The following is a 20759-nucleotide window of genomic DNA, read 5'->3' on the forward strand; positions in this document are numbered from 1 at the left end:
CGCCGGCCCTAGCTCGTGAGCAGCTTCTCCAGAGCCGGGCGCAAGGACTCGTCGTGCAGCGCCTCGACCCGGACGGCGTCGCAGCCCACCCACTCGGCGGCCTCGCGCAGGGCGGCCGCCAGTGCCCCGACGTGCCGTGCGGAGTCCAGCGAGATCTGACGGGCCACCAGCGTCCTTCCCTCACGGGCCGGATCGACCCGGCCGACCAGCTGCCCGCCGGCCAGCAAGGGCATCGCGAAGTAGCCGTGCACCCGCTTGTGCTTGGGCGTGTAGGCCTCCAGCCGGTGCGCCATGCCGAAGATCCGCTCGGTGCGGGCGCGGTCCCAGACCAGCGAGTCGAACGGGGAGAGCAGTGTGGTGCGGTGGCGCCCGCGCGGCGGGGCGGCGAGGGCGGCCGGATCGGCCCAGGCGGCGGCGGGGGCGCCGGCCGGACCCCAGCCGGCCACCTCCACCGGGACGAGGCCGGAGTCGGCCAGCACCGCGTCCAATTGGTCGGCGCGCAGCCGGTGGTAGTCGAGCAGGTCGGCCCGGGTGGCCACGCCGAGCGCGGCGCCGGACTGCGCGACGAGGGTGCGCAGGCACTCCTCGTCGGTCGGCTCGGCCTCGAACAGCCCGGCGGGGACGGCCTGTTCGGCCAGGGAGTAGAGCCGCTTCCAGCTCCGGCGCTCGGCGCAGACCACGTCGCCGAAGGCCAGCGCCCGCTCCACCGCGATCTTGGTGTCGGACCAGTCCCACCAGTCGGCCGTCTTCTTGGCGCCGCCCAGCTCGGTGGAGGTGAGCGGCCCCTCGGCGCGCAGCTGGTCCAGCACCGAGCGGTAGGTGGCCTCGTCCACCTGCTTGCCCCAGACGTGCGCGCGCTCGCGGTAGCGCCGGCGGCGGAACGCGAACAGCGGCCACTCCTCGATCGGCAGGATGCAGGCCGCGTGAGACCAGTACTCGAAGCTCGCCCCCGAGCCCCAGTACGCCGCCTCGACGGCCGGGCGGCCGACCGCGCCGAGCCGCGCGTACGGGATCAGCTCGTGCGAGCGGGCCAGCACCGAGATGGTGTCGAGCTGGACGGCGCCCAGGTGCCGCAGTACTCCGCGGACCCCGCCGCGGCGGTCCGGCGCGCCGAGCAGGCCCTGGGCGCGCAGGGCGATGCGGCGGGCGTCGTCGGCGCCGAGGGCGGCGACGGGGGCCGGGGCGGGAGTCGAGGCGGTCATGCCGGCGAGCGTAGACCGGGGCACTGACAACGCGCGTCCGCCTGCCTGCCCGCCCGCGCTCGCCTGCCCGCGTCCATGCGCGCGCCCGTCCATGCGCGCGGCGGGCGGGCGCGGGCGGTGCGGGACTCCAGCGGCGGACCGGTCGGCGGACCCGGCTGGTGAGCCCGGCCGGTGAACTCGGTCGGTGAACTCAGCCGGCGAGGTCGGTGGCGAGCAGCCCGGCGACCCAGGAGTCGCGGAACTCGCCGCGCTGCTCCGCGAACGAACGCAGGGTGCCCTCGAAGCGGAAACCGACCTTCTCGGCGACCGCGCGCGAACCCTCGTTGCCCACGTACGCCACCCACTCCAGCCGGCGCAGGCCCAGCTCGGTGAGCCCGTAGCGGGCCACCTCGCGGGCGGCCTCGGCGGTGTACCCGCGGCCGCGGAACTCCTTGGCCGCCCACCAGCCGACCTCGGCGGTACCCGGGCGCCCGGGGCAGCTGACGAGCCCCTGGGTGCCGACCAGGGCGCCGGTCTCGCGCTCGAGCACGCACCAGATGAGGTTGTCGCCGGTGCGCCAGCCGTTGGCGGCCAGGTCGTTGACGAAGTACTCCGCGTCCTCGCGCCGGTAGGGGCTCGGGACCACCGTCCAGCGCTGGATCTCCGCCTCCTGACAGGCCTCGAAGATCGCGTCGACGTCGGACTGCTGCGGCGGCCGCAGGACCAGACGCTCGGTGCCGAGGGTGACGAGGGCGGGGGTGTCGGGTCGCGCTGCCATGTGCGGATTATTCCGTGCAGGGAGGAATGGGAGCATCCGATTAACCGGCTAAACCGCCCAACTGCCCGCAGTGCTGACCGTTTTGCCCCGGTGGGCGGTGCTATCGGGTCATGTGCTCGCACGAGTGACACGGGAATAGCGTGCTGACGCACCTCCCGGGGCGTTGGACTCCTCGCATACGATGGCCCGTGCGGTGGGGTGGACCCCCCGTGCAGTCGTCCAGTGCCAATACAGGCAAGGAGCCCGCTCAAGTGTCCGTCTTCGACAAGATCCTGCGCGCCGGCGAAGGCAAGATCCTTCGCAAGCTGCAGCGGATTGCTGCCCAGGTCAACTCCATCGAAGAGGACTTCGTCAACCTCACCGACGCCGAGCTGCGCGCGCTGACCGACGAGTACAAGCAGCGACTCGCCGACGGCGAGACCCTGGACGACATCCTCCCCGAGGCGTTCGCCACCGTCCGCGAGGCCGCCAAGCGCGTGCTCGGCCAGCGGCACTACGACGTCCAGCTCATGGGCGGCGCCGCGCTGCACCACGGCTACGTCGCCGAGATGCGCACCGGTGAGGGCAAGACCCTGGTCGGCACCCTGCCCGCGTACCTCAACGCGCTGACCGGCAAGGGCGTGCACCTGATCACCGTCAACGACTACCTCGCCGAGCGCGACTCGGAGTGGATGGGCCGGGTGCACCGCTTCCTGGGCCTGGAAGTTGGCGTGATCCTGGGCAACATGACGCCCGCCGAGCGCAAGCGCCAGTACGGGATGGACATCACGTACGGCACCAACAACGAGTTCGGCTTCGACTACCTGCGCGACAACATGGCCTGGTCGAAGGACGAACTCGTCCAGCGCGGCCACAACTTCGCCGTGGTCGACGAGGTCGACTCGATCCTCATCGACGAGGCCCGTACCCCGCTGATCATCTCCGGCCCGGCCGACCAGGCGACCAAGTGGTACGCCGACTTCGCCAAGCTGGTGCAGCGCCTGAAGATCGACCGCGACTACGAGGTCGACGAGAAGAAGCGCACCGTCGGCGTGCTGGAGGAGGGTGTCTCCCGCGTCGAGGACTACCTCGGCATCGACAACCTCTACGAGTCGGTGAACACCCCGCTGGTCGGCTTCCTGAACAACGCCATCAAGGCGAAGGAGCTGTACAAGGCGGACAAGGACTACGTCGTGATGAACGGCGAGGTCATGATCGTCGACGAGCACACCGGCCGTATCCTCGCCGGCCGCCGCTACAACGAGGGCATGCACCAGGCCATCGAGGCCAAGGAGGGGGTGGAGGTCCAGAACGAGAACCAGACGCTGGCCACCATCACCCTGCAGAACTTCTTCCGCCTGTACGACAAGCTGGCCGGCATGACCGGTACCGGTACCACCGAGGCGGCCGAGTTCCACCAGATCTACAAGCTCGGCGTGGTGCCGATCCCGACCAACAAGACGCCGCTGCGCATCGACCAGCCCGACCTGATCTACAAGTCGGAGCCGGCCAAGTTCGCCGCCGTGGTCGAGGACATCGCCGAGAAGCACGAGAAGGGCCAGCCGGTGCTGGTCGGCACCGTGTCGGTGGAGAAGTCCGAGTACCTGTCGCAGGAGCTGCGCAAGCGCGGCATCCCGCACGAGGTGCTGAACGCCAAGCACCACGAGCGCGAGGCGCAGATCGTCGCGCAGGCGGGCCGCAAGGGCGCCGTCACCGTCGCCACCAACATGGCCGGCCGTGGCACCGACATCATGCTCGGCGGCAACTCCGACCACCTCGCGGCGGCCGAGCTGGCGCAGCGCGGGCTCACCCCGACCGAGACCCCGGACGAGTACGAGGCCGCGTTCCCCGCCGCGCTGGAGAAGGCCAAGGCCTCCGTCAAGGCGGAGCAGGACGAGGTCAAGGAGGCCGGTGGCCTCTACGTCCTCGGCACCGAGCGGCACGAGTCCCGCCGGATCGACAACCAGCTGCGCGGCCGCTCCGGCCGTCAGGGCGACCCGGGCGAGTCCCGCTTCTACCTGTCGCTCGGCGACGACCTGATGCGCCTGTTCAAGGCCGGCATGGTCGAGCGCGTGCTCTCGATGGCCAACGTGCCCGAGGACGTGCCGATCGAGTCCAAGATGGTCACCCGCGCCATCGCCTCGGCGCAGACCCAGGTCGAGCAGCAGAACTTCGAGATCCGTAAGAACGTCCTCAAGTACGACGAGGTGCTGAACCGTCAGCGCGAGGTCATCTACGGCGAGCGCCGCCGCGTGCTGGAGGGCGAGGACCTGCAGGAGCAGGTCGGCCACTTCATGGACGACACCGTCGAGGCGTACGTCAAGGCGGCGACCGGCGAGGGCTTCGAGGACGACTGGGACCTCGACAAGCTCTGGACGGCTCTGAAGCAGCTCTACCCCGTCACCCTGGAGCTGGAGGAGCTGGAGGAGGAGGCCGGCGGCACCGCCGGGCTCACCCCGGAGTTCCTCGCCAAGGTCATCCAGGAGGACATCCAGGCGCAGTACGGCGCCCGTGAGGACCAGCTGGGCGCGGAGATCATGCGCGAGCTGGAGCGCCGGGTCGTCCTCTCGGTGCTGGACCGCCGCTGGCGCGAGCACCTCTACGAGATGGACTACCTCCAGGAGGGCATCGGCCTGCGGGCCATGGCGCAGCGTGACCCGCTGGTCGAGTACCAGCGCGAGGGCTTCGACATGTTCACCGCGATGATGGAGGGCATCAAGGAGGAGTCCGTCGGCTACCTGTTCAACCTGGAGGTCCAGGTCGAGCAGCAGGTCGAGGAGGTGCCGGTCGAGGACGCCGAGGTGGTGCTCGACAAGCTGGAGAAGGACGCCGCCCGTCCGGAGATCAAGGCCAAGGGCCTGGAGGCCCCCAAGCCGCAGCGGCTGCACTACACGGCCCCCTCGGACGAGGTCGGCGGCGGTGTCGTCGAGGGCGACTTCGACGACCTCGCGCCGGAGGACGAGGGCGACGGGCTGACCCGCGCCGAGCGCCGCAAGGCCGCCAAGTCGGCCAAGGGCCGCCGTCGCAAGAGCTGAGGCACGGCCGGTCCGCCCGGCCCGCGGCCACGCAGGGCGCCACTCCCGTACGGGGGTGGCGCCCTGCGCCGTTGCGGCGGCTTGGGCGGGGACGGCGCCCAGGGCGGGGACGGCGCCCGGGGTGGAGCAGGCGGGCGTGACGGCCGCCGGGGCGCGACGGCCGAGCGCGGCGGGAGCCGGGGGCGCGGTCGCCGGCCCCCTGCTCACTGGGCCTCCACGGCCGTGCACTGCCACTGCCCGGCGGGTCCGCGCAGCTCCAGCCGGAACGCCACCATGTGATGCCGGCTGCCGAGGTCGACCCGGACGCAGGCCTCGACCGCGTCGGGGGAGGGCGATCTGTCGTGCACCGGCCCCAGCCGCGGCCGGCCGGCGGCGGCGCCGCGCCGCAGTGTGCCCGCACGGACGAGGGCGGCCAGCTGGCCGTAGCCGTCCAGCGAGGTGTGGCGCATCAGCTGGCCGGACGGCCGGGCGCCGGTGAGCACCTCGACCAGCTGGTGGGCGAACCGGGTGCTCAGCCCGCTGCGGAGGCCCGGGGCGGTGGGGGAGGAGCCGGCGGTGGTGCAGGCGGCCCGTGGGTGGCGCGGACGCCGGCCGGCGGGCGGGTGGTGGCAGGCCCGGGTGGTGGGGTGCGGGTGGTGCGGGCGGGCCGACGTCGGGCCGGTCCGGCCGGTCCGGGCGGCGTGGTGCGGGCCGGCGGGGCCGCCGGGCACAGGACCGGCCGGGGCAGGGCCGGCAGGAACAGGGCCGGCAGGAACAGGGCCGGTGGGGGTCGGGCGGGCGGACATGGGCACTCCTCGGAGCGGGTGGTGCGAGTACGGACGGGTCCTTGGTAGTTGTGCTTCGCGCGGGTCGGCAACCGGGTTCCCGGCTCGCCCCCGGCCGCTCCGGAGGTTCACCTATCCGGGTGAACGGGCCAGTGTGGCGAAGGGCGTCGGCACCGCTTGAGGGGCACGCGGTTGACGTGCGGGGCCCGGTCGGAAGGCCCGAAAGGGGACGGTCGGGTACGCCGGGACGGGTGGTCGCGCCGGGGGTGCGGCGTTGCGCGGCCGGCCGGTCGGCGCGCACGATCGGATCCGGACCGGAAGCCGCGGAGGCCGGTGTCGGCACCCCGAGACGGAGGACAGCGCCCGAAGCGCACGACAGCCCCGGCAGGACGACAGCCAAGGCACGGACGACAACCGCCCCGACGACGACAGGCGGCCGGCATGACGACACGGGTATCGGAGACGAGGGCGGCGCCATGCCCCGCCGATGACGCTCCCCGGCGCGGCCTGGTGCTGGGCGGCGGCGGGATGCTCGGCGCGGCCTGGACGGTCGGCGCGCTCTGCGCCGTCGAGGAGGCCGCCGGCTGGCAGCCGGGCAGCGCCGAGGTGGTCCTCGGCACGTCGGCGGGCGCGATCCTCGGCGCGATGCTGGCCGGCGGGGTCCGCGCCGACCAGCTCCGCGACCACCAGCGCGGCCTGCCCGTCACCACCGGCCCGCTCGCCGGGGTGGACTTCGACTACGACACGGCGGTCGGCGGCGCCCTGCCCCCGCGGCCACGCGCCGGAATCGGCTCGCCGGGCCTGCTCCGGGACGCCGTCCGGCACCCGCGCGAGTACCCGCTGCTGACCATGGTCTCGGCGATGGCGCCGCACGGCCGCGGCTCGCTGACCCCGGTCGGCGACCTGGTGCGCGGCCTGCTCGGCCCGGGCGGCTTTCCGGACGGCTCGCCGCTGCGGGTGGCCGCGGTGGACTACCGCAGCGGTCACCGGGTGGTCTTCGGCGACCCGGACGCGCCGCCCGCGGTGGTCGCGGAGGCCGTGATGGCCTCCTGCGCGATCCCCGGCTGGTTCACCCCGGTCAGGGTGGACGGCTCGGCGTACGTGGACGGCGGCTGCTGGTCGGCCACCAACGCGGACCTCATGCTCGGCCGCGGCCTGGACGAGGTCTACGTGCTCGCCCCGATGGGCCTGCGCCTGGACCCCCGAAGCCGCACCGAGTCGTCCGAGGGCCCGGGCCGGGGCACTCTGGCGGCGCTGCGCGAGTGGCGTGCCCGGGACCGCCCGCGCGGGGTGCTCGCCCAGCTGGTCGGCCGCTACCGCCGGGCCGTGACCCGGCAGCTGCTGCGCGAGGCCAGGGTGCTGCGGGAGAGCGGCGTCCGGGTGCACCTGCTCGCGCCGACCCTGGCCGACCTGGTGGTGATGGGCCCGAACATGATGGACCCGGCCCGCCGCGGCGCGGTGCTGGAGAGCGCGCTGCAGACCAGCCGGGCGGCCCTGGACGGCGTCCGGTGACCAGGCGCGAGGAAGGGCCCCGGGGGTAGGGCGGCTCGGGCGTGAAGGCCGCCCCAGGGGCGCGCGGCCGGGCGTGCCGTGACCGGGCACGCGGCGACCGTCGGGCCACGTCGCCCCCTCCGTACCCGGCGCACGGGGCGCGGACGGCGGTGAGCGCGTGATCACGGGCGCCGTCCCGGCGCTTATTCTGGGGGCGCTGGAAGCTGTGCCGCTGGACGAACCGGAGAGTGCCACCCATGCGCGTGTACGTGCCCACCACCCTGACCGGCCTGGCGGCGGCGCACCCGGGCGGCGCCCTGGAGCAGTCCGCGGCGTACGCCGTGACCCCCGCGCTGCGCGAGTGGTACGTCAGCGACGACATCGAGGAGCTGGAGTACGCGGCGCTCAACCGGGCCGCCCAGTCCTCGCTGCGCCTGCTGGCGGCGGATCCGGACGCGCCGCGCCGCCGGGTGGTGGTGGCGCTGGACGTCGCCGACTCCGCGGTCGAGCCGTTCCCCGGCGACGAGTACCAGGACCAGGCCTCGCTGGGCCGCGTGGTGCTGGCCGGCCCGGTGCGGCTGGCGAAGGCGGCCGCCGTGCACGCGGACGTGGCCGACCAGGAGGTGGTCACGGACGTCGAGGCGGCGGTGGCCGCCGTGGCGGCGGCCGACGCGGGCGACCAGGACGCCCAGTTCACGGTGGACGGCGCGGAGGACCACGACCTGCTCTGGTTCGCCACCCAGGAGATCCCCTCCCTGCTGGCCTGAGCCGCCGGCCCCGGCGGGCGGCCCGCGTGAGCCCCGTCCTACCGGCCTGTCGGCCGCCGGGGTTACCGTTCCCTCCGTGCGCACTCATATCGTCTGGGACTGGAACGGCACGCTCTTCCATGACATGGAGGCGGTGCTCGGCGCGAGCAACGCCGCGTTCGCGACCGTCGGCATCGCGCCGATGACCATGCAGGAGTACCGGGAGCAGTACGAGATCCCCATTCCCCGCTTCTACCAGCGGCTGCTCGGCCGGATGCCCTCCGAGGCCGAGTGGCTGCTGCTGGACGACGCGTTCCACGACCGCTACCGGGAGCTGAGCGTGGCCTGCGGTCTGACCGACGGGGTCGTGGAGCTGCTGGACGACTGGCAGGCGGCCGGGCACAGCCAGTCGCTGCTGTCGATGTACGACCACGAGAGGCTGCTGCCGGTGGTCGATGCGTTCGGCCTGACCGGTCACTTCCTGCGGGTGGACGGCCGCAGCGGCCCGTCCGGCGGCCAGAAGGCGGAGCACCTGACCCGGCACCTGGCGGCGCTCGGCGCGCACGTCGACCCGGCCCGTACGGTGCTGATCGGCGATGCCGCGGACGACGCGCTGGCGGCGCTGAACGCGGGCGCCCAGGCCGTGCTGTACACCGGCGGCTCGCACACCCGGGAGAAGCTGGAGCCGGTCGGCGTCCCGGTGGTGGACAGTCTGGCGGAGGCGGTCGAGCTGGCCGGGCGGATGGCGGGCTGACCCCCGCGGCCGCCCGGGGCGTGGCGTGAACCACGTCCGCCGGTGGCGTGTCTGAGCGGGCGAACCGGCCCGCCGCTGGTCAGTCTGGATTGACGCCGGGCCGCTGTGGGCCGGGCCACCAGGACGAGCGGAGCCGCCATGCCCATCGACGCAGTCACCCAGGTCCCGGTCCCGGGGAACGAGCCGGTGCACGGCTACGCGCCCGGCAGCCCGGAGCGGGCCCGGCTGGTGCGCCGGCTGGACGAGCTGGCCGCCGAGCAGATCCCGCTGCCGATGACGATCGGCGGCGAGCAGCGGTTCGGCGGCGGTGAGCGGATCGACGTCGTCCAGCCGCACCACCACGCGGCCAAGCTCGGCGTGCTCGGCAACGCCACCCGGGAGGACGCCCGGGCGGCGGTGGACGCGGCACTGGCGGCCGGGCGGGAGTGGCGCTCGCTCTCCTTCGACGACCGCGCGGCGGTCTTCCTGCGCGCCGCCGACCTGCTGGCCGGGCCCTGGCGGGAGACGCTCAACGCGGCGACCATGCTGGGCCAGTCCAAGACGGTGCAGCAGGCCGAGATCGACTCCGCCTGCGAGCTGATCGACTTCTGGCGGTTCAACGTGGACTTCGCCCGCCGGATCCTGGCCGAGCAGCCGGTCTCCTCACCGGGGGTGTGGAACCGCACCGACCACCGCCCGCTGGAAGGTTTCGTCTACGCGATCACCCCGTTCAACTTCACCGCGATCGCCGGCAACCTGCCGACCGCGCCCGCGCTGATGGGCAACACCGTGGTCTGGAAGCCGGCGCCGACCCAGACACTGGCCGCCCACCACCTGATGCGGCTGCTGGAGGCGGCCGGCCTGCCGCCCGGGGTGATCAACCTGGTGACCGGCGACGGGCAGCAGCTCTCCGCGGTGGCGCTGGCCGACCCGGCCCTGGCCGGGCTGCACTTCACCGGCTCCACCGCCACCTTCCAGTCGCTCTGGCAGACCATCGGCGCCAACATCGGCGGCTACCGGACGTACCCGCGGATCGTCGGCGAGACCGGCGGCAAGGACTTCCTGCTCGCCCACCGCTCGGCCGACCCGGAGATCCTGAAGACCGCCCTGATCCGCGGCGCCTTCGAGTACCAGGGCCAGAAGTGCTCGGCGCTCTCCCGCGCGTACCTGCCGCGCAGCCTCTGGCAGAAGATCAAGGACGACTTCCTGGCCGAGGTGGACGCACTGGCCGTCGGCGACGTCACCGACCTCTCCAACTTCATGGGCGCGCTGATCGACCGCCGGGCCTTCGAGAAGAACCGCGACGCGATCGAGCGGGCCAAGAGCGACCCGACGGTGGAGCTGGCGGCCGGCGGCCAGTACGACGACGCGATCGGCTGGTTCGTCCGCCCGACCGTGCTGGTCTCCTCCGACCACCGCAACGAGATGTTCCGGACCGAGTACTTCGGCCCGATCCTGGCCGTCCACGTCTACGAGGACGCCCGCTGGGACGACGTGCTCGGGCGGGTCGACTCCGGCGCGCCGTACGGCCTGACCGGGGCGGTGATCGCCCAGGACCGCTACGCCATCGCCCGCGCGGTGGAGGAGCTGCGGTTCGCGGCGGGCAACTTCTACATCAACGACAAGCCGACCGGCGCGGTGGTCGGCCAGCAGCCGTTCGGCGGCGGCCGGGCGTCCGGCACCAACGACAAGGCGGGCGCCGCGCAGAACCTGCTGCGCTGGACGTCGGCCCGGTCGATCAAGGAGACCTTCGTCCCGCCGACCGCGTACGGCTACCCGCACATGGGCTCAGCGTGAACCCAGTACGGCCGTGGGTGAACGCATTCCAGCTGATGGCGAACATGACGGGCCGGATTGGACATGGTGTCCAGGACGGAGGGATCTTCCTGCAGGATTGTGCCTCCCTGTCCCCTGACACCTTCAAATCCTCCCGTTAGGCTGGCTGGCGTCGTCGGGTGCTGCAGGCCGAACGTCTCGTCCTACCCGCTGCAGAGGTGTTTCATGCGTGCCATGGAAGCCTTTCAGTCGGTCGGTGCGGCAGGATTGCGGTGGACCCGGCGGTGCACATCCACACACCACCGAGTCACGCAACGGCGCGCGACAGGAGCCAAGAAGTCATGCAGACCAAGCTGGACGCAGCCAAGGCCGAACTGCTCACGAAGGCAGCAGCAGCCGCTGAGAACAGCCAGGTGGGGGGAGCGGCGCCGGGGGAGGGCCTGAGCAACGGCGCTCTGTCCGCGTACCTGCACCACTACTACCTGCACACCGCGGCCGAGGACCTGGTCTACCGCGACCCGGTCGACGTGTACGGCGCGGCCGCCTCGCACTACCGGCTCGGGCTCAAGCGCCCGCAGGGCACCGCCGAGGTGCGGGTGCACACCCCCTCGGTGGAGGAGAACGGCTGGTCCTGCGGCCACACCGTGGTCGAGGTCGTCACCGACGACATGCCGTTCCTGGTCGACTCGGTCACCAACGAGCTGTCCCGCCAGGACCGCGCGATCCACATCGTGATCCACCCCCAGCTGGTCGTCCGCCGTGACATCACCGGCAAGCTGCTGGAGATCCTGGACATCGACGCCTGCGCCCGCAGCCAGGCCGCCGGTGCCGAGTGGCCCGCCGACGCCGTGGTCGAGTCGTGGATGCACATCGAGATCGACCGCGAGACCGACCGCGAGGACCTCCGCGCGATCGAGTCCGACCTGCGCCGCGTGCTCGGCGACGTCCGCGAGGTCGTCGAGGACTGGTCGAAGATGCGTGACTCCGCGCTCCGGCTCGCCGACGAGCTCGCCGAGGAGCCCCCGGCCCACCTGCCCGAGCAGGAGGTCGGCGAGGCCTGGGAGCTGATGCGCTGGCTCGCCGACGACCACTTCACCTTCCTCGGCTACCGCGAGTACGACCTGGTCGAGCACGAGGGCGAGGAGGTCCTGAAGGCCGTCGCCGGCACCGGCCTCGGCATCCTGCGCTCCGACCCGATCAGCCACGACGACGACCACCACCCGGTGAGCGAGGCCTTCGGCCGGCTCTCCGCGCCGGTCCGCGCCAAGGCGCACGAGAAGAAGCTGCTCGTCCTCACCAAGGCCAACAGCCGCGCCACCGTGCACCGCCCGGCCTACCTCGACTACGTCGGCGTGAAGAAGTTCGACGCCAACGGCGAGGTCATCGGCGAGCGCCGCTTCCTCGGCCTCTTCTCGGCCGCCGCCTACACCGAGTCGGTCAGTCGCATCCCGGTCGTCCGCCGCAAGGTCCAGGACGTCATCGCCAGCTCCGGCTTCTCCACCGAGAGCCACGACGGCCGCGACCTGCTGCAGATCCTGGAGACCTTCCCCCGGGACGAGATCTTCCAGACCCCGGCCGCCGAGCTGCTCCAGATCGCCACCAGCGTGCTCTACCTGCAGGAGCGCCGCCGGCTGCGGCTGTTCCTGCGCCAGGACGAGTACGGGCGCTACTTCTCCGCGCTGGTCTACCTGCCGCGCGACCGCTACACCACCCGCATCAGGCTGCGCCTGATGGACATCCTGATGCAGGAGCTCAACGGCGCCTCGATCGACTACACGGTCTGGTCGACGGAGTCCGTGCTGACCCGTCTGCACTTCGTCGTCCGGGTCACCCCCGGCAGCGAGCTTCCGCACCTGACCGACGCCGAGATCGAGCGGATCGAGGGCAAGCTCGCCGAGGCCGCCCGGTTCTGGATGGACGGCTTCAACGACCAGCTGCACCTGGAGCTGGGCGAGGAGCGGGCCGCCGAGCTGTCCCGCAAGTACGCCAACGCCTTCCCGGACGGCTACCGCGCCGACTTCACCGCGCGCACCGCCGTCGCCGACCTCAAGCAGATCGAGTCGCTGCACGGCGAGGGCGACTTCCGCCTCAACCTGTACCAGCCGGTCGGCGCGGGCGACGACGAGCGCCGCTTCAAGATCTACCGGGTCGGCGGCCCGATCTCGCTCACCGAGGTCCTGCCGGTCCTGCAGCGCCTGGGCGTCGAGGTGCTCGACGAGCACCCGTACGCGCTGACCCGCTCGGACCACACCACCGCCTGGGTGTACGACTTCGGCCTGCGGCTGCGCGAGGCCGTCGAGCTGACCGACGAGGCGCGCGACCGCTTCCAGGAGACGTTCGCCGCCACCTGGACCGGCCGGGCCGAGAACGACGGCTTCAACGAGCTGGTGCTGACCGCCGGGCTGACCTGGCGCCAGACGATGATGCTCCGCGCGTACGCCAAGTACCTGCGCCAGGCGGGCTCCACGTTCTCCCAGGACTACATGGAGGACGCGCTCCGCAACAACACCCACACCACCCGCCTGCTGGTCAACCTCTTCGAGGCCCGGCTGAGCCCCAGCCACCAGCAGGGCTCCGCCGAGCTGACCGAGGGCATCGTGGAGGAGCTCTCCGGCGCGCTGGACGAGGTCGTCTCGCTGGACGAGGACCGCATCCTGCGCTCCTTCCTGCACCTCATCAAGGCCACCCTGCGGACCAACTTCTTCCAGCACGACGGCACCGGCGAGTGGCACTCCTACGTGTCGATGAAGTTCGACCCGAAGGCCATCCCGGACCTTCCGGCCCCGCGCCCGGCGTTCGAGATCTGGGTGTACTCGCCGCAGGTCGAGGGCGTGCACCTGCGCTTCGGCAAGGTCGCCCGCGGTGGTCTGCGCTGGTCCGACCGGCGTGAGGACTTCCGGACCGAGATCCTCGGCCTGGTCAAGGCGCAGATGGTGAAGAACACCGTCATCGTGCCGGTCGGTGCCAAGGGCGGCTTCGTCGCCAAGCAGCTGCCGGACCCGTCGGTGGACCGGGACGCCTGGCTGGCCGAGGGCATCTCGTCCTACAAGACGTTCATCTCGGCGCTGCTCGACATCACCGACAACCTGGTCGGCGGCGCGGTCGTGCACCCGGCCGACGTGGTCCGCCACGACGAGGACGACACCTACCTGGTCGTCGCCGCCGACAAGGGCACCGCGACCTTCTCCGACATCGCCAACGGTGTCGCCGAGTCGTACGGCTTCTGGCTGGGCGACGCGTTCGCCTCCGGCGGCTCGGCCGGCTACGACCACAAGGGCATGGGCATCACCGCCCGCGGCGCCTGGGAGTCGGTCAAGCGCAACTTCCGCGAGCTGGGCCACGACACCCAGACCCAGGACTTCACCGTCGTCGGCATCGGCGACATGTCCGGTGACGTCTTCGGCAACGGCATGCTGCTCAGCGAGCACATCCGCCTGGTCGCCGCCTTCGACCACCGGCACATCTTCCTCGACCCCAACCCGGACGCGGCCGCCTCGTACGCCGAGCGCCGCCGCCTCTTCGAGCTGCCCCGCAGCTCCTGGGACGACTACGACAAGTCGCTGATCTCGGCGGGCGGCGGCGTCTTCCCGCGCAGCGCCAAGTCGATCCAGCTCAGCCCGCAGGTCCGGGCCGTGCTCGGCATCGAGGAGCCCCGGCTCACCCCGGCCGAGCTGATGAAGGCCGTCCTTCAGGCGCCCGTCGACCTGTTCTGGAACGGCGGCATCGGCACCTACATCAAGGCCTCGGCCGAGACCAACGCCGAGGTCGGCGACAAGGCCAACGACGCCATCCGGGTCAACGGCGAGCAGGTCCGGGCCCGGGTCATCGGCGAGGGCGGCAACCTCGGCTGCACCCAGCTCGGCCGCATCGAGTACGCGGCCACCGGCGGTCCCGAGGCCCCTTCGGTCGGTCAGGGGGGCGGCGGCTGGATCAACACCGACGCCATCGACAACTCGGCCGGCGTGGACACCTCGGACCACGAGGTCAACATCAAGATCCTGCTCAACCAGGTCGTCGCCGACGGCGACATGACGGTCAAGCAGCGCAACGCCCTGCTGGCCGAGATGACCGACGAGGTCGGCCACCTGGTGCTGCGCAACAACTACGCGCAGAACGTGGTGCTGGCCAACGCGGTCGCCCAGGCCGTCAGCATGGTCAACGTCCACTCCCGGATGATCAACCGCCTGGAGCGCGACGGCCGGCTCGACCGGGCGCTGGAGTTCCTGCCCACCGAGCGGCAGATCCGCGAGCGCCAGCAGAACGGCCGCGGCCTCTCCCAGCCCGAGCTGTCGGTGCTGCTCGCCTACACCAAGATCACGCTGGCCGACGAGCTGCTCGCCACCGAGCTGCCCGACGACCCGTTCTTCCGCACCGCGCTGCACGAGTACTTCCCGAGCGCGCTGCGGGCCAAGTTCGCCGACGCGATCGACAACCACGCTCTGCGCCGCGAGATCATCACCACGCTGATCGTCAACGACACGATCAACCGCGGTGGCTGCACCTTCGCCTTCCGGCTGAAGGAGGAGACCGGCGCCACGTACGAGGAGATCGCCCGGACGCACACCGCCGCGCGGGCCGTCTTCGGCCTGGAGGAGATCTGGTCCGAGATCGAGGCCCTGGACAACCAGGTCCCCGCCCGCGCCCAGACCAAGATGCGGCTGCACTCGCGCCGGCTCGTCGAGCGTGCCACCCGGTGGATGCTCAACAACCGCCGCCAGCCGCTCGACATCGCCGCCACCATCGAGTTCTTCCACGACCGGGTCAACCAGGTCTGGGGCTCGCTGCCCAAGCCGCTGCGCGGTGAGGACCTGGCCTGGTTCGAGTCGGTCTACGACGAGCTGGCCGCCGCCGGTGTCCCGGAGGCCCTGGCCAACCGGATCGCGGGTCTCTCCTCGACCTTCCCGACCCTGGACATCACCGAGGTCGCGGACCGGTCCGGCAAGGACGTCGCCGAGGTCGCCGAGCTGTACTACGACCTCGCCGACCGCCTCCAGATCACCCACCTGCTCGACCGCATCATCGAGCTGCCGCGCATCGACCGCTGGTCGTCGATGGCCCGCGCCGCCATCCGCGAGGACCTCTTCGCGGCCCACGCGGCCCTGACCGCCGACATCCTGGCCTGCGGCCCCGAGGGCGCCACCCCCGAGGAGCGGTACACCGCGTGGGCGGACCTCAACGCCACCCTGCTGAACCGGGCCAAGAGCACGCTCGACGACATAAGGGGTTCGGACAACTACGAGCTGTCCAGCCTGTCGGTGGCCATGCGCGTCATCCGCACCCTGCTCCGCACGGGGTCGATGCGCTGACGGCCCGGGCAGCCTGAGTTCCGGTCAGATGGGGCGGGACCGCGTCACCCGACGCGGTCCCGCCCTATTCTGTTGCTCCGTCTGAAGGGGAGCCCGTGGACGACCTGGACATCGAGTACGACCTGGAGTGGGAGCAGCTGCCGGAGCCGGCGGCCGCCGCCCGCGCACGCTTCGAGACCTGTGTGGAACGGCTCCCCGAATGCCCGCACACACCGGACTGCCGGGAGGAGTACGAAGCGCTCGTGCCCGACTACCGGATGACCCTCGACGACCACCAGATGGGCGTCTGCCGTGAGGGCATGCGTCGCACCCGGATGAGCTACGAGGCCGACGAACCGGACTTCCCCGACTGGCCGTTCGCCGGCATGGCCGACTGGTACGCCGCACCCCAGGGCGTCCGGGACGCCCACAACGCCGCGGACCGCGCCGCCCAGGCCCACCGCGTCTTCGGCATGGCGGGGATACCCGAGTTCAAGATGACGGAGAGCGGCCCCTGGCTGGTCGGCTCGGAGGAGATCACCGAAGCCCTGGCCCGCTACGCCACCGCGCCCGCCGCCGTCCGCCGCGAGCTGGAGGCCGGCCCGGTCTGGCCGCTCTGGCTCGACTGGCTCCAGGAGACGGCCCGGCACGGCGGCTTCCGGGTGGACTGACCCTTCCGCCCGGACTGACCCTCCGGGTGGACGGACCGTTCGGGCGGTCCGGACTTCCGGGCGGTCCGACCCCCCCCTCGCAGGGCCGGGTGCCGGATGCGGGTCGCGGATCCGGCTTCGGTACGGTGGCCTGCGGAAACAGGGGGGATGATCATCATGGGAACGACGCGCACCGGGCGTCTGGCGGTGACCGTACTGACCGCCGCGCTCGTCGTGACCGGCGCGGCGGCCTGCGACAACAGGACCAAGACCGACGCCGCCGAAGCGGCCACCGCCGTGAGCCCGCCGCCGGAGCCGTTCGGCGCGGGCGGCTACAAGGGGCTGAAGCCCGGTATGACCAAGGAGGCGGCGCTGGCCACCGGCGCCCTGGAAGCGGCCCCGGTGTCGCTGCTCAACGGCTGCACCGACTTCGTCTACAAGGGCGGCCCGGCGCCGGACCCGGTCCGGATGGCGGCCGAGGCGGACGCCCGCGCCAAGTCCGACGCGCTGATGGCCAAGCTGGACGAGATCAAGGCCAAGAAGAAGCCGACGGAGACGCTGCCGCCGGGCGCGTCGCTGAAGGAGATGCAGGAGTACTACAAGCGCCAGGCGGCCCGGCTCGACCAGGACGCCGCCGACATGAAGGAGGTCGCCCGGCTCTCCGAGGAGTCGAAGGTCCTCGGCACGGCGCGCGACACGCGGGACAAGACCTTCCTGACCACCGGCCGGGTCGGCTTCGGCACCGAGGGCCTGCGCGAACTCGTCGCCCCGGCCGGGACGAGGACCGCCGAGGGCATCGGCGCCGGCTCGACGCTGGACGAGCTCAAGCAGGCCTACGACGGGAAGGGTCTCCAGCCCGCCAAGGAGGGGACCGGCAAGTACGAGATGCCGGCCGAGGGCCGCCAGGGCAGCGAGGGCTGGATGTACGAGTTCACCATGGACGGTGCGAAGGTCGCCGGCCTCGCCCTGGTCAAACGCGGCACGTTCTGCTCCTGAGCATCCGGAAGCCGTGCGGGGACGCGGCCGAGCGGCGGACGGCGGACGGCGCCGGCCGGTGAGATCCGGCCGGGGCCATCGGTCCGCCCTGGGGCTACCGCCCGGCGGCCCGCTGCAGGGCGCTGGCCAGCAGGGCGAGGTCGGTCGGCCCGTTGCCCAGTTCGCGGACCGGGCGGCGGGCGGGCGGGGCGCCGAGCTGGAGCGGGTCTATGGCGACGACGGTGGGCCGCAGGGTCGCGGTGCGCGGGATGCGGCCGCTGATCCGGGCGGTCTGGAAGGCGGTGACGCCGCCGTCGGGCAGCCGCAGGTAGCCGCGGCCCGGGGTGTCCTCGGCGAGCGCGGCCGCGTCGCCGAGATGGATGAGCAGGTCGGAGTCGGCCGGGTCGTCGGTGCGCAGGGCGATCCGGAGCAGGGCGGCCTCGTCGACCTCGGTGCCGGCGCTCTCCTCCGGGCGGCCGGTGGCGACGGCGAGGTGCACGCCGAGCGGGCCGCCGCGGCGGGCGACCGCGGCCAGTGCCCGGGCGAGCGGGCGGCCGGCCGGGGAGGTGGGGGCGAGCAGGGCGTCGTAGTCGTCCACCACGACGACCAGCCGGGCCGGTACCGGTGCGGCGGCGGGGGCCGGCCGGGGGGAGTCGCCGCTGCGGGGCTGGATGATCCGGGGGACGGGTGCGGCGCCGGCCGCCCCGACCGCGGCGGGCACCGGGACGGCCGGGCGGTCGTCCCCCTCCAGGCCCCGTTCCGCGTCCAGGCCCCGTTCCCCGTCGAGGATGCGGGCCGCGTGCCAGGAGGCGAAGTCCAGCCCGTCGAAGAGCCGCTCGCGCAGGGCGAGTTCGTCCTCCAGCGACTCCGCGGCGAGCAGCGCGGCACGCGGGTCGGTGGCGGCGTTCAGATGGCCGGTGACGTGCGGCAGCTCGGTACAGCCGTCCAGGCCGTCCTCCGACGCCCGGCCCTCGATGATCGTGACGGCCAGCCGCTCGGGCCGTTCGGAGACGGCGAGCGAGGCGACCAGGGTGCGCAGCAGCTCGGTCTTGCCGGAGCCGCGCGCGCCGCCGATGAGCAGGTGCGGGCCGCCCGGGTCGGGGGAGGGGAGGGTGAGCTCGGGGTCGGCCAGGTCGAGGGTGCAGAGCTCGTCCCGGGTGGTGCCGAGCAGGGCCGTGGCGGCGCCGATGCCGCCGGCGTGGGCCGCCCAGCGGGCGGAGAGCTTGGCGGGGGTGACGGTGTCGAGCTGGAGCAGGTCGAGCAGGCGCAGCGCGTCGGGCAGCGGGCCCCGGGCGGCCGGGACGGCCTCGCGCAGCGGGGCGAGGACGCGGGCCAGCCGCTCGGCCCAGGTGTCGGAGACGGCGTCCAGCGAGACCTCGTGCAGGGTCTCGCGGCCGCGCGCGACGGGCCGGTCGAGGGAGAGCTGGGTGCCGACCTCGCCGGTGATCAGGGCGGTGGCGCCGAGCCCGCGCGGCAGCAGTTCGGGCTGCTCGGCGAGGCAGACCGGGAAGATGCCGACGGCCGGGCCCTGGCGCAGCAGCAGGTCGAGCGCCTGCCGGGCGGCCTCGGTGGCCGGGCGGCCGTCGACCACGACGACGGTGGCGGGGTGGCCGCCGAGGCCGGTCGGGCCGCTGAGCCGTGCGGTGAGCTCGGTGAGGCGGGCGGTGGCCTGGTCGTCGTCGAGCCCGATCAGCAGCCGGCAGTCCTGGCCGTCGGCGGGGCGCAGGTGCGGCAGCCAGAGTGCCCAGGCCCACGTGTCGGCGCGGTCCTGTGCCGGCCGGGCGGGGTCGGCGTCGACCACGACGAGGCTGAGGCCGGTGGGCGGGTGCAGGGCGGCGAGCTGGGCGACGACGGCGCGGGTGAGGGCGTCGAGGCGTTCGCGCGGGCCGCTGAGGCCGAGGCTGCCGGCGGTCTGGAGGTCGAGGGTGACGGGGACGGCGGGCAGGAGGGTGCCGGGGGTGGTGCCGGGGCCGCCCGGCCGGTCGGCGGTGCCGAGGCGCAGGGTGAGCGCGTCGGGGTGGCCGGGGCCGCGCTCCCAGAGCCGGGGGCCGGGGCCGAGGGCGTTGAGCAGCAGGGCGGCGAGGTCGGGCCAGCGCTCGCGCTGGGCGGCGGCCTGGCGGGTGCGGACGGCGGCGTGGTGGCGCTCGGCGCTCTCCTGGCCGGGCGGCTCCGCGGCGGCGCGGCCGAGCCGGAGCGAGAGCAGGCCGCGGGTGCGGCCGGCGGCGGGCTCGGGTGCGGCGGGCGGTTCGACCACGGGGGGCGAGGGTCGCAGCGGGGCGGGCGGGGCGAGCTGGAGGTGGCCGTGGCCGTCGGGGAGCGCCGAGCGGGCGGGCGCCCCGGATCCGTCCCGGAGCTCCGGGGCCGCGACCTGGAGGGTGGACTCGCCGATCCGCAGCAGGCCGGTGCCGTCGAGCGGGACGGCCTCCTCGGCCGGTCCGGGCGGGACGATCCGGCCGTCCAGGGTGGTGCCGTTGGTGGAGCCGAGGTCGCGGACGGTGACCCGGCCGTCCTCGCCGAGGTGGAGGGCGAGGTGGAGCCGGGAGACGTCCGGGTCGTCGAGCGGGACGTCGGCCTCGCCGGAGCGGCCGACCCGGATCTCCCGGCCGTGCAGGCGGTGCACGCCGCCGGCGTCGGGGCCGCCGACCACCCGCAGTTCGGCGGCGCCGGGGCCGTCGTCGGGGTCGTCGGCGGTCGGGTCGGGCTCGTTGAGGCTGAGCACGGCGCCGTCGAGCAGCGGGGGGTGGCCGAGCAGGGTGTGCTCGTCCACCCGGTGCGCCCCGGCGTATAGGTGCACATGGGTGGCGGCCCGTGGGCCGCGCACGCCCACGGCGCCCGCAAGGGCGCCCGCGAGGGAGCCGAGCGCGGTGCCCACGGGCGCGGTGACCAGCACGTCCACGTAGGGGATGGCGGATCCGGCGGCTGCCGGTCCGCTGCGCGGTCGGAGGACGGTCAGCCGGATCTGCATCTCGCCCGCGGTCCCTTCTGCTGGTGCTGACGCCTGGTGCCGACGCTTGCTGCCCGGGCTGTGCTGCCTGCCCGCCGGCGCCTGGCGCCCTGCGGGCCGCCGCGACGGCATTGGGCCACAAGAGTGGCAAGTGTCATCCTGCCATCCGTCACCGACAGTCCGCGCACGGTACAGGATTTGACGATCTTGCGATCATCGCCATGGTGGGGGCGACGGGGAGTCAGGTCAACCGCCGCCCGCCCGGTCCCGGCCGCCGGTCCCCGGGACCCCCTCGAGGGATGTCCCGCAGAGCCGCGCCGAACCCCTCGCCGGTCGCCTCAAAAACGTGAACGGACACCGTTAGAGTGGCCGGAACACGGGCCCGGCAGGCTCACCGCACCGGCGGAGGAGCGCCCCGCGCG

12 protein-coding genes are annotated in these 20759 nt (G+C 73.2%); 8 read left to right on the top strand and 4 right to left on the bottom strand.

The genetic code is table 11. The features are described from left to right. Positions 1-8: 8 nt before the first annotated feature. Positions 9-1202 carry a winged helix-turn-helix domain-containing protein gene (locus ACZ5WK_RS24470; protein ID WP_465550054.1) on the bottom strand — a complete coding sequence of 398 codons (1194 nt, stop codon included), beginning with the start codon at positions 1200-1202 and terminating at the stop codon, positions 9-11. 190 nt (positions 1203-1392) lie between these two features. Then, positions 1393-1959 carry a GNAT family N-acetyltransferase gene (locus ACZ5WK_RS24475; protein WP_465550056.1) on the bottom strand — a complete coding sequence of 189 codons (567 nt, stop codon included), beginning with the start codon at positions 1957-1959 and terminating at the stop codon, positions 1393-1395. 251 nt (positions 1960-2210) lie between these two features. Here ACZ5WK_RS24475 and secA point away from each other — a divergent pair, with 251 nt between their 5' ends. Beyond that, positions 2211-4973, top strand: coding sequence for a preprotein translocase subunit SecA (secA, locus tag ACZ5WK_RS24480; RefSeq protein WP_465550058.1), 2763 nt, complete (start codon positions 2211-2213; stop codon positions 4971-4973). A 203-nt stretch (positions 4974-5176) separates the two neighbouring features. On the opposite strand, the gene ACZ5WK_RS24485 is transcribed toward secA, so the two are convergent. Then, the gene (locus tag ACZ5WK_RS24485; protein WP_465550060.1) at positions 5177-5758 is read right to left on the bottom strand and encodes an Rv3235 family protein; all 582 of its coding nucleotides are present in this window, start codon (positions 5756-5758) and stop codon (positions 5177-5179) included. Positions 5759-6178: 420 nt separating this feature from the next. On the opposite strand from ACZ5WK_RS24485, the gene ACZ5WK_RS24490 reads away from it, so the two are divergent. The 7 genes from ACZ5WK_RS24490 (at position 6179) to ACZ5WK_RS24520 (ending at position 17414) form a co-directional block, all read left to right on the top strand. Continuing rightward, positions 6179-7249 carry a patatin-like phospholipase family protein gene (locus ACZ5WK_RS24490; RefSeq protein ID WP_465550062.1) on the top strand — a complete coding sequence of 357 codons (1071 nt, stop codon included), beginning with the start codon at positions 6179-6181 and terminating at the stop codon, positions 7247-7249. A 236-nt stretch (positions 7250-7485) separates the two neighbouring features. After that, positions 7486-7995, top strand: coding sequence for a DUF6912 family protein (locus ACZ5WK_RS24495; RefSeq protein WP_465550064.1), 510 nt, complete (start codon positions 7486-7488; stop codon positions 7993-7995). 76 nt (positions 7996-8071) lie between these two features. After that, positions 8072-8728: an HAD family hydrolase gene (locus ACZ5WK_RS24500; protein ID WP_465550066.1), complete on the top strand. Its 657-nt coding sequence runs from the start codon at positions 8072-8074 to the stop codon at positions 8726-8728. A 144-nt stretch (positions 8729-8872) separates the two neighbouring features. Further along, positions 8873-10504: an L-glutamate gamma-semialdehyde dehydrogenase gene (gene pruA / locus ACZ5WK_RS24505; RefSeq protein ID WP_396322795.1), complete on the top strand. Its 1632-nt coding sequence runs from the start codon at positions 8873-8875 to the stop codon at positions 10502-10504. Between the two features lie 320 nt (positions 10505-10824). Beyond that, positions 10825-15789 carry an NAD-glutamate dehydrogenase gene (locus tag ACZ5WK_RS24510; protein WP_465550068.1) on the top strand — a complete coding sequence of 1655 codons (4965 nt, stop codon included), beginning with the start codon at positions 10825-10827 and terminating at the stop codon, positions 15787-15789. A gap of 95 nt (positions 15790-15884) precedes the next feature. Further along, on the top strand, positions 15885-16439 hold the full coding sequence (locus tag ACZ5WK_RS24515) for a hypothetical protein (protein ID WP_465550070.1): 555 nt from the start codon (positions 15885-15887) through the stop codon (positions 16437-16439). A gap of 156 nt (positions 16440-16595) precedes the next feature. After that, on the top strand, positions 16596-17414 hold the full coding sequence (locus ACZ5WK_RS24520; protein ID WP_465550072.1) for a hypothetical protein: 819 nt from the start codon (positions 16596-16598) through the stop codon (positions 17412-17414). Between the two features lie 94 nt (positions 17415-17508). Here ACZ5WK_RS24520 and ACZ5WK_RS24525 read toward each other — a convergent pair whose 3' ends face one another. Next, on the bottom strand, positions 17509-20358 hold the full coding sequence (locus ACZ5WK_RS24525) for an FtsK/SpoIIIE domain-containing protein (RefSeq protein ID WP_465550074.1): 2850 nt from the start codon (positions 20356-20358) through the stop codon (positions 17509-17511). Positions 20359-20759: the final 401 nt, after the last annotated feature.

This window comes from Kitasatospora sp. NPDC032757, assembly GCF_055579305.1.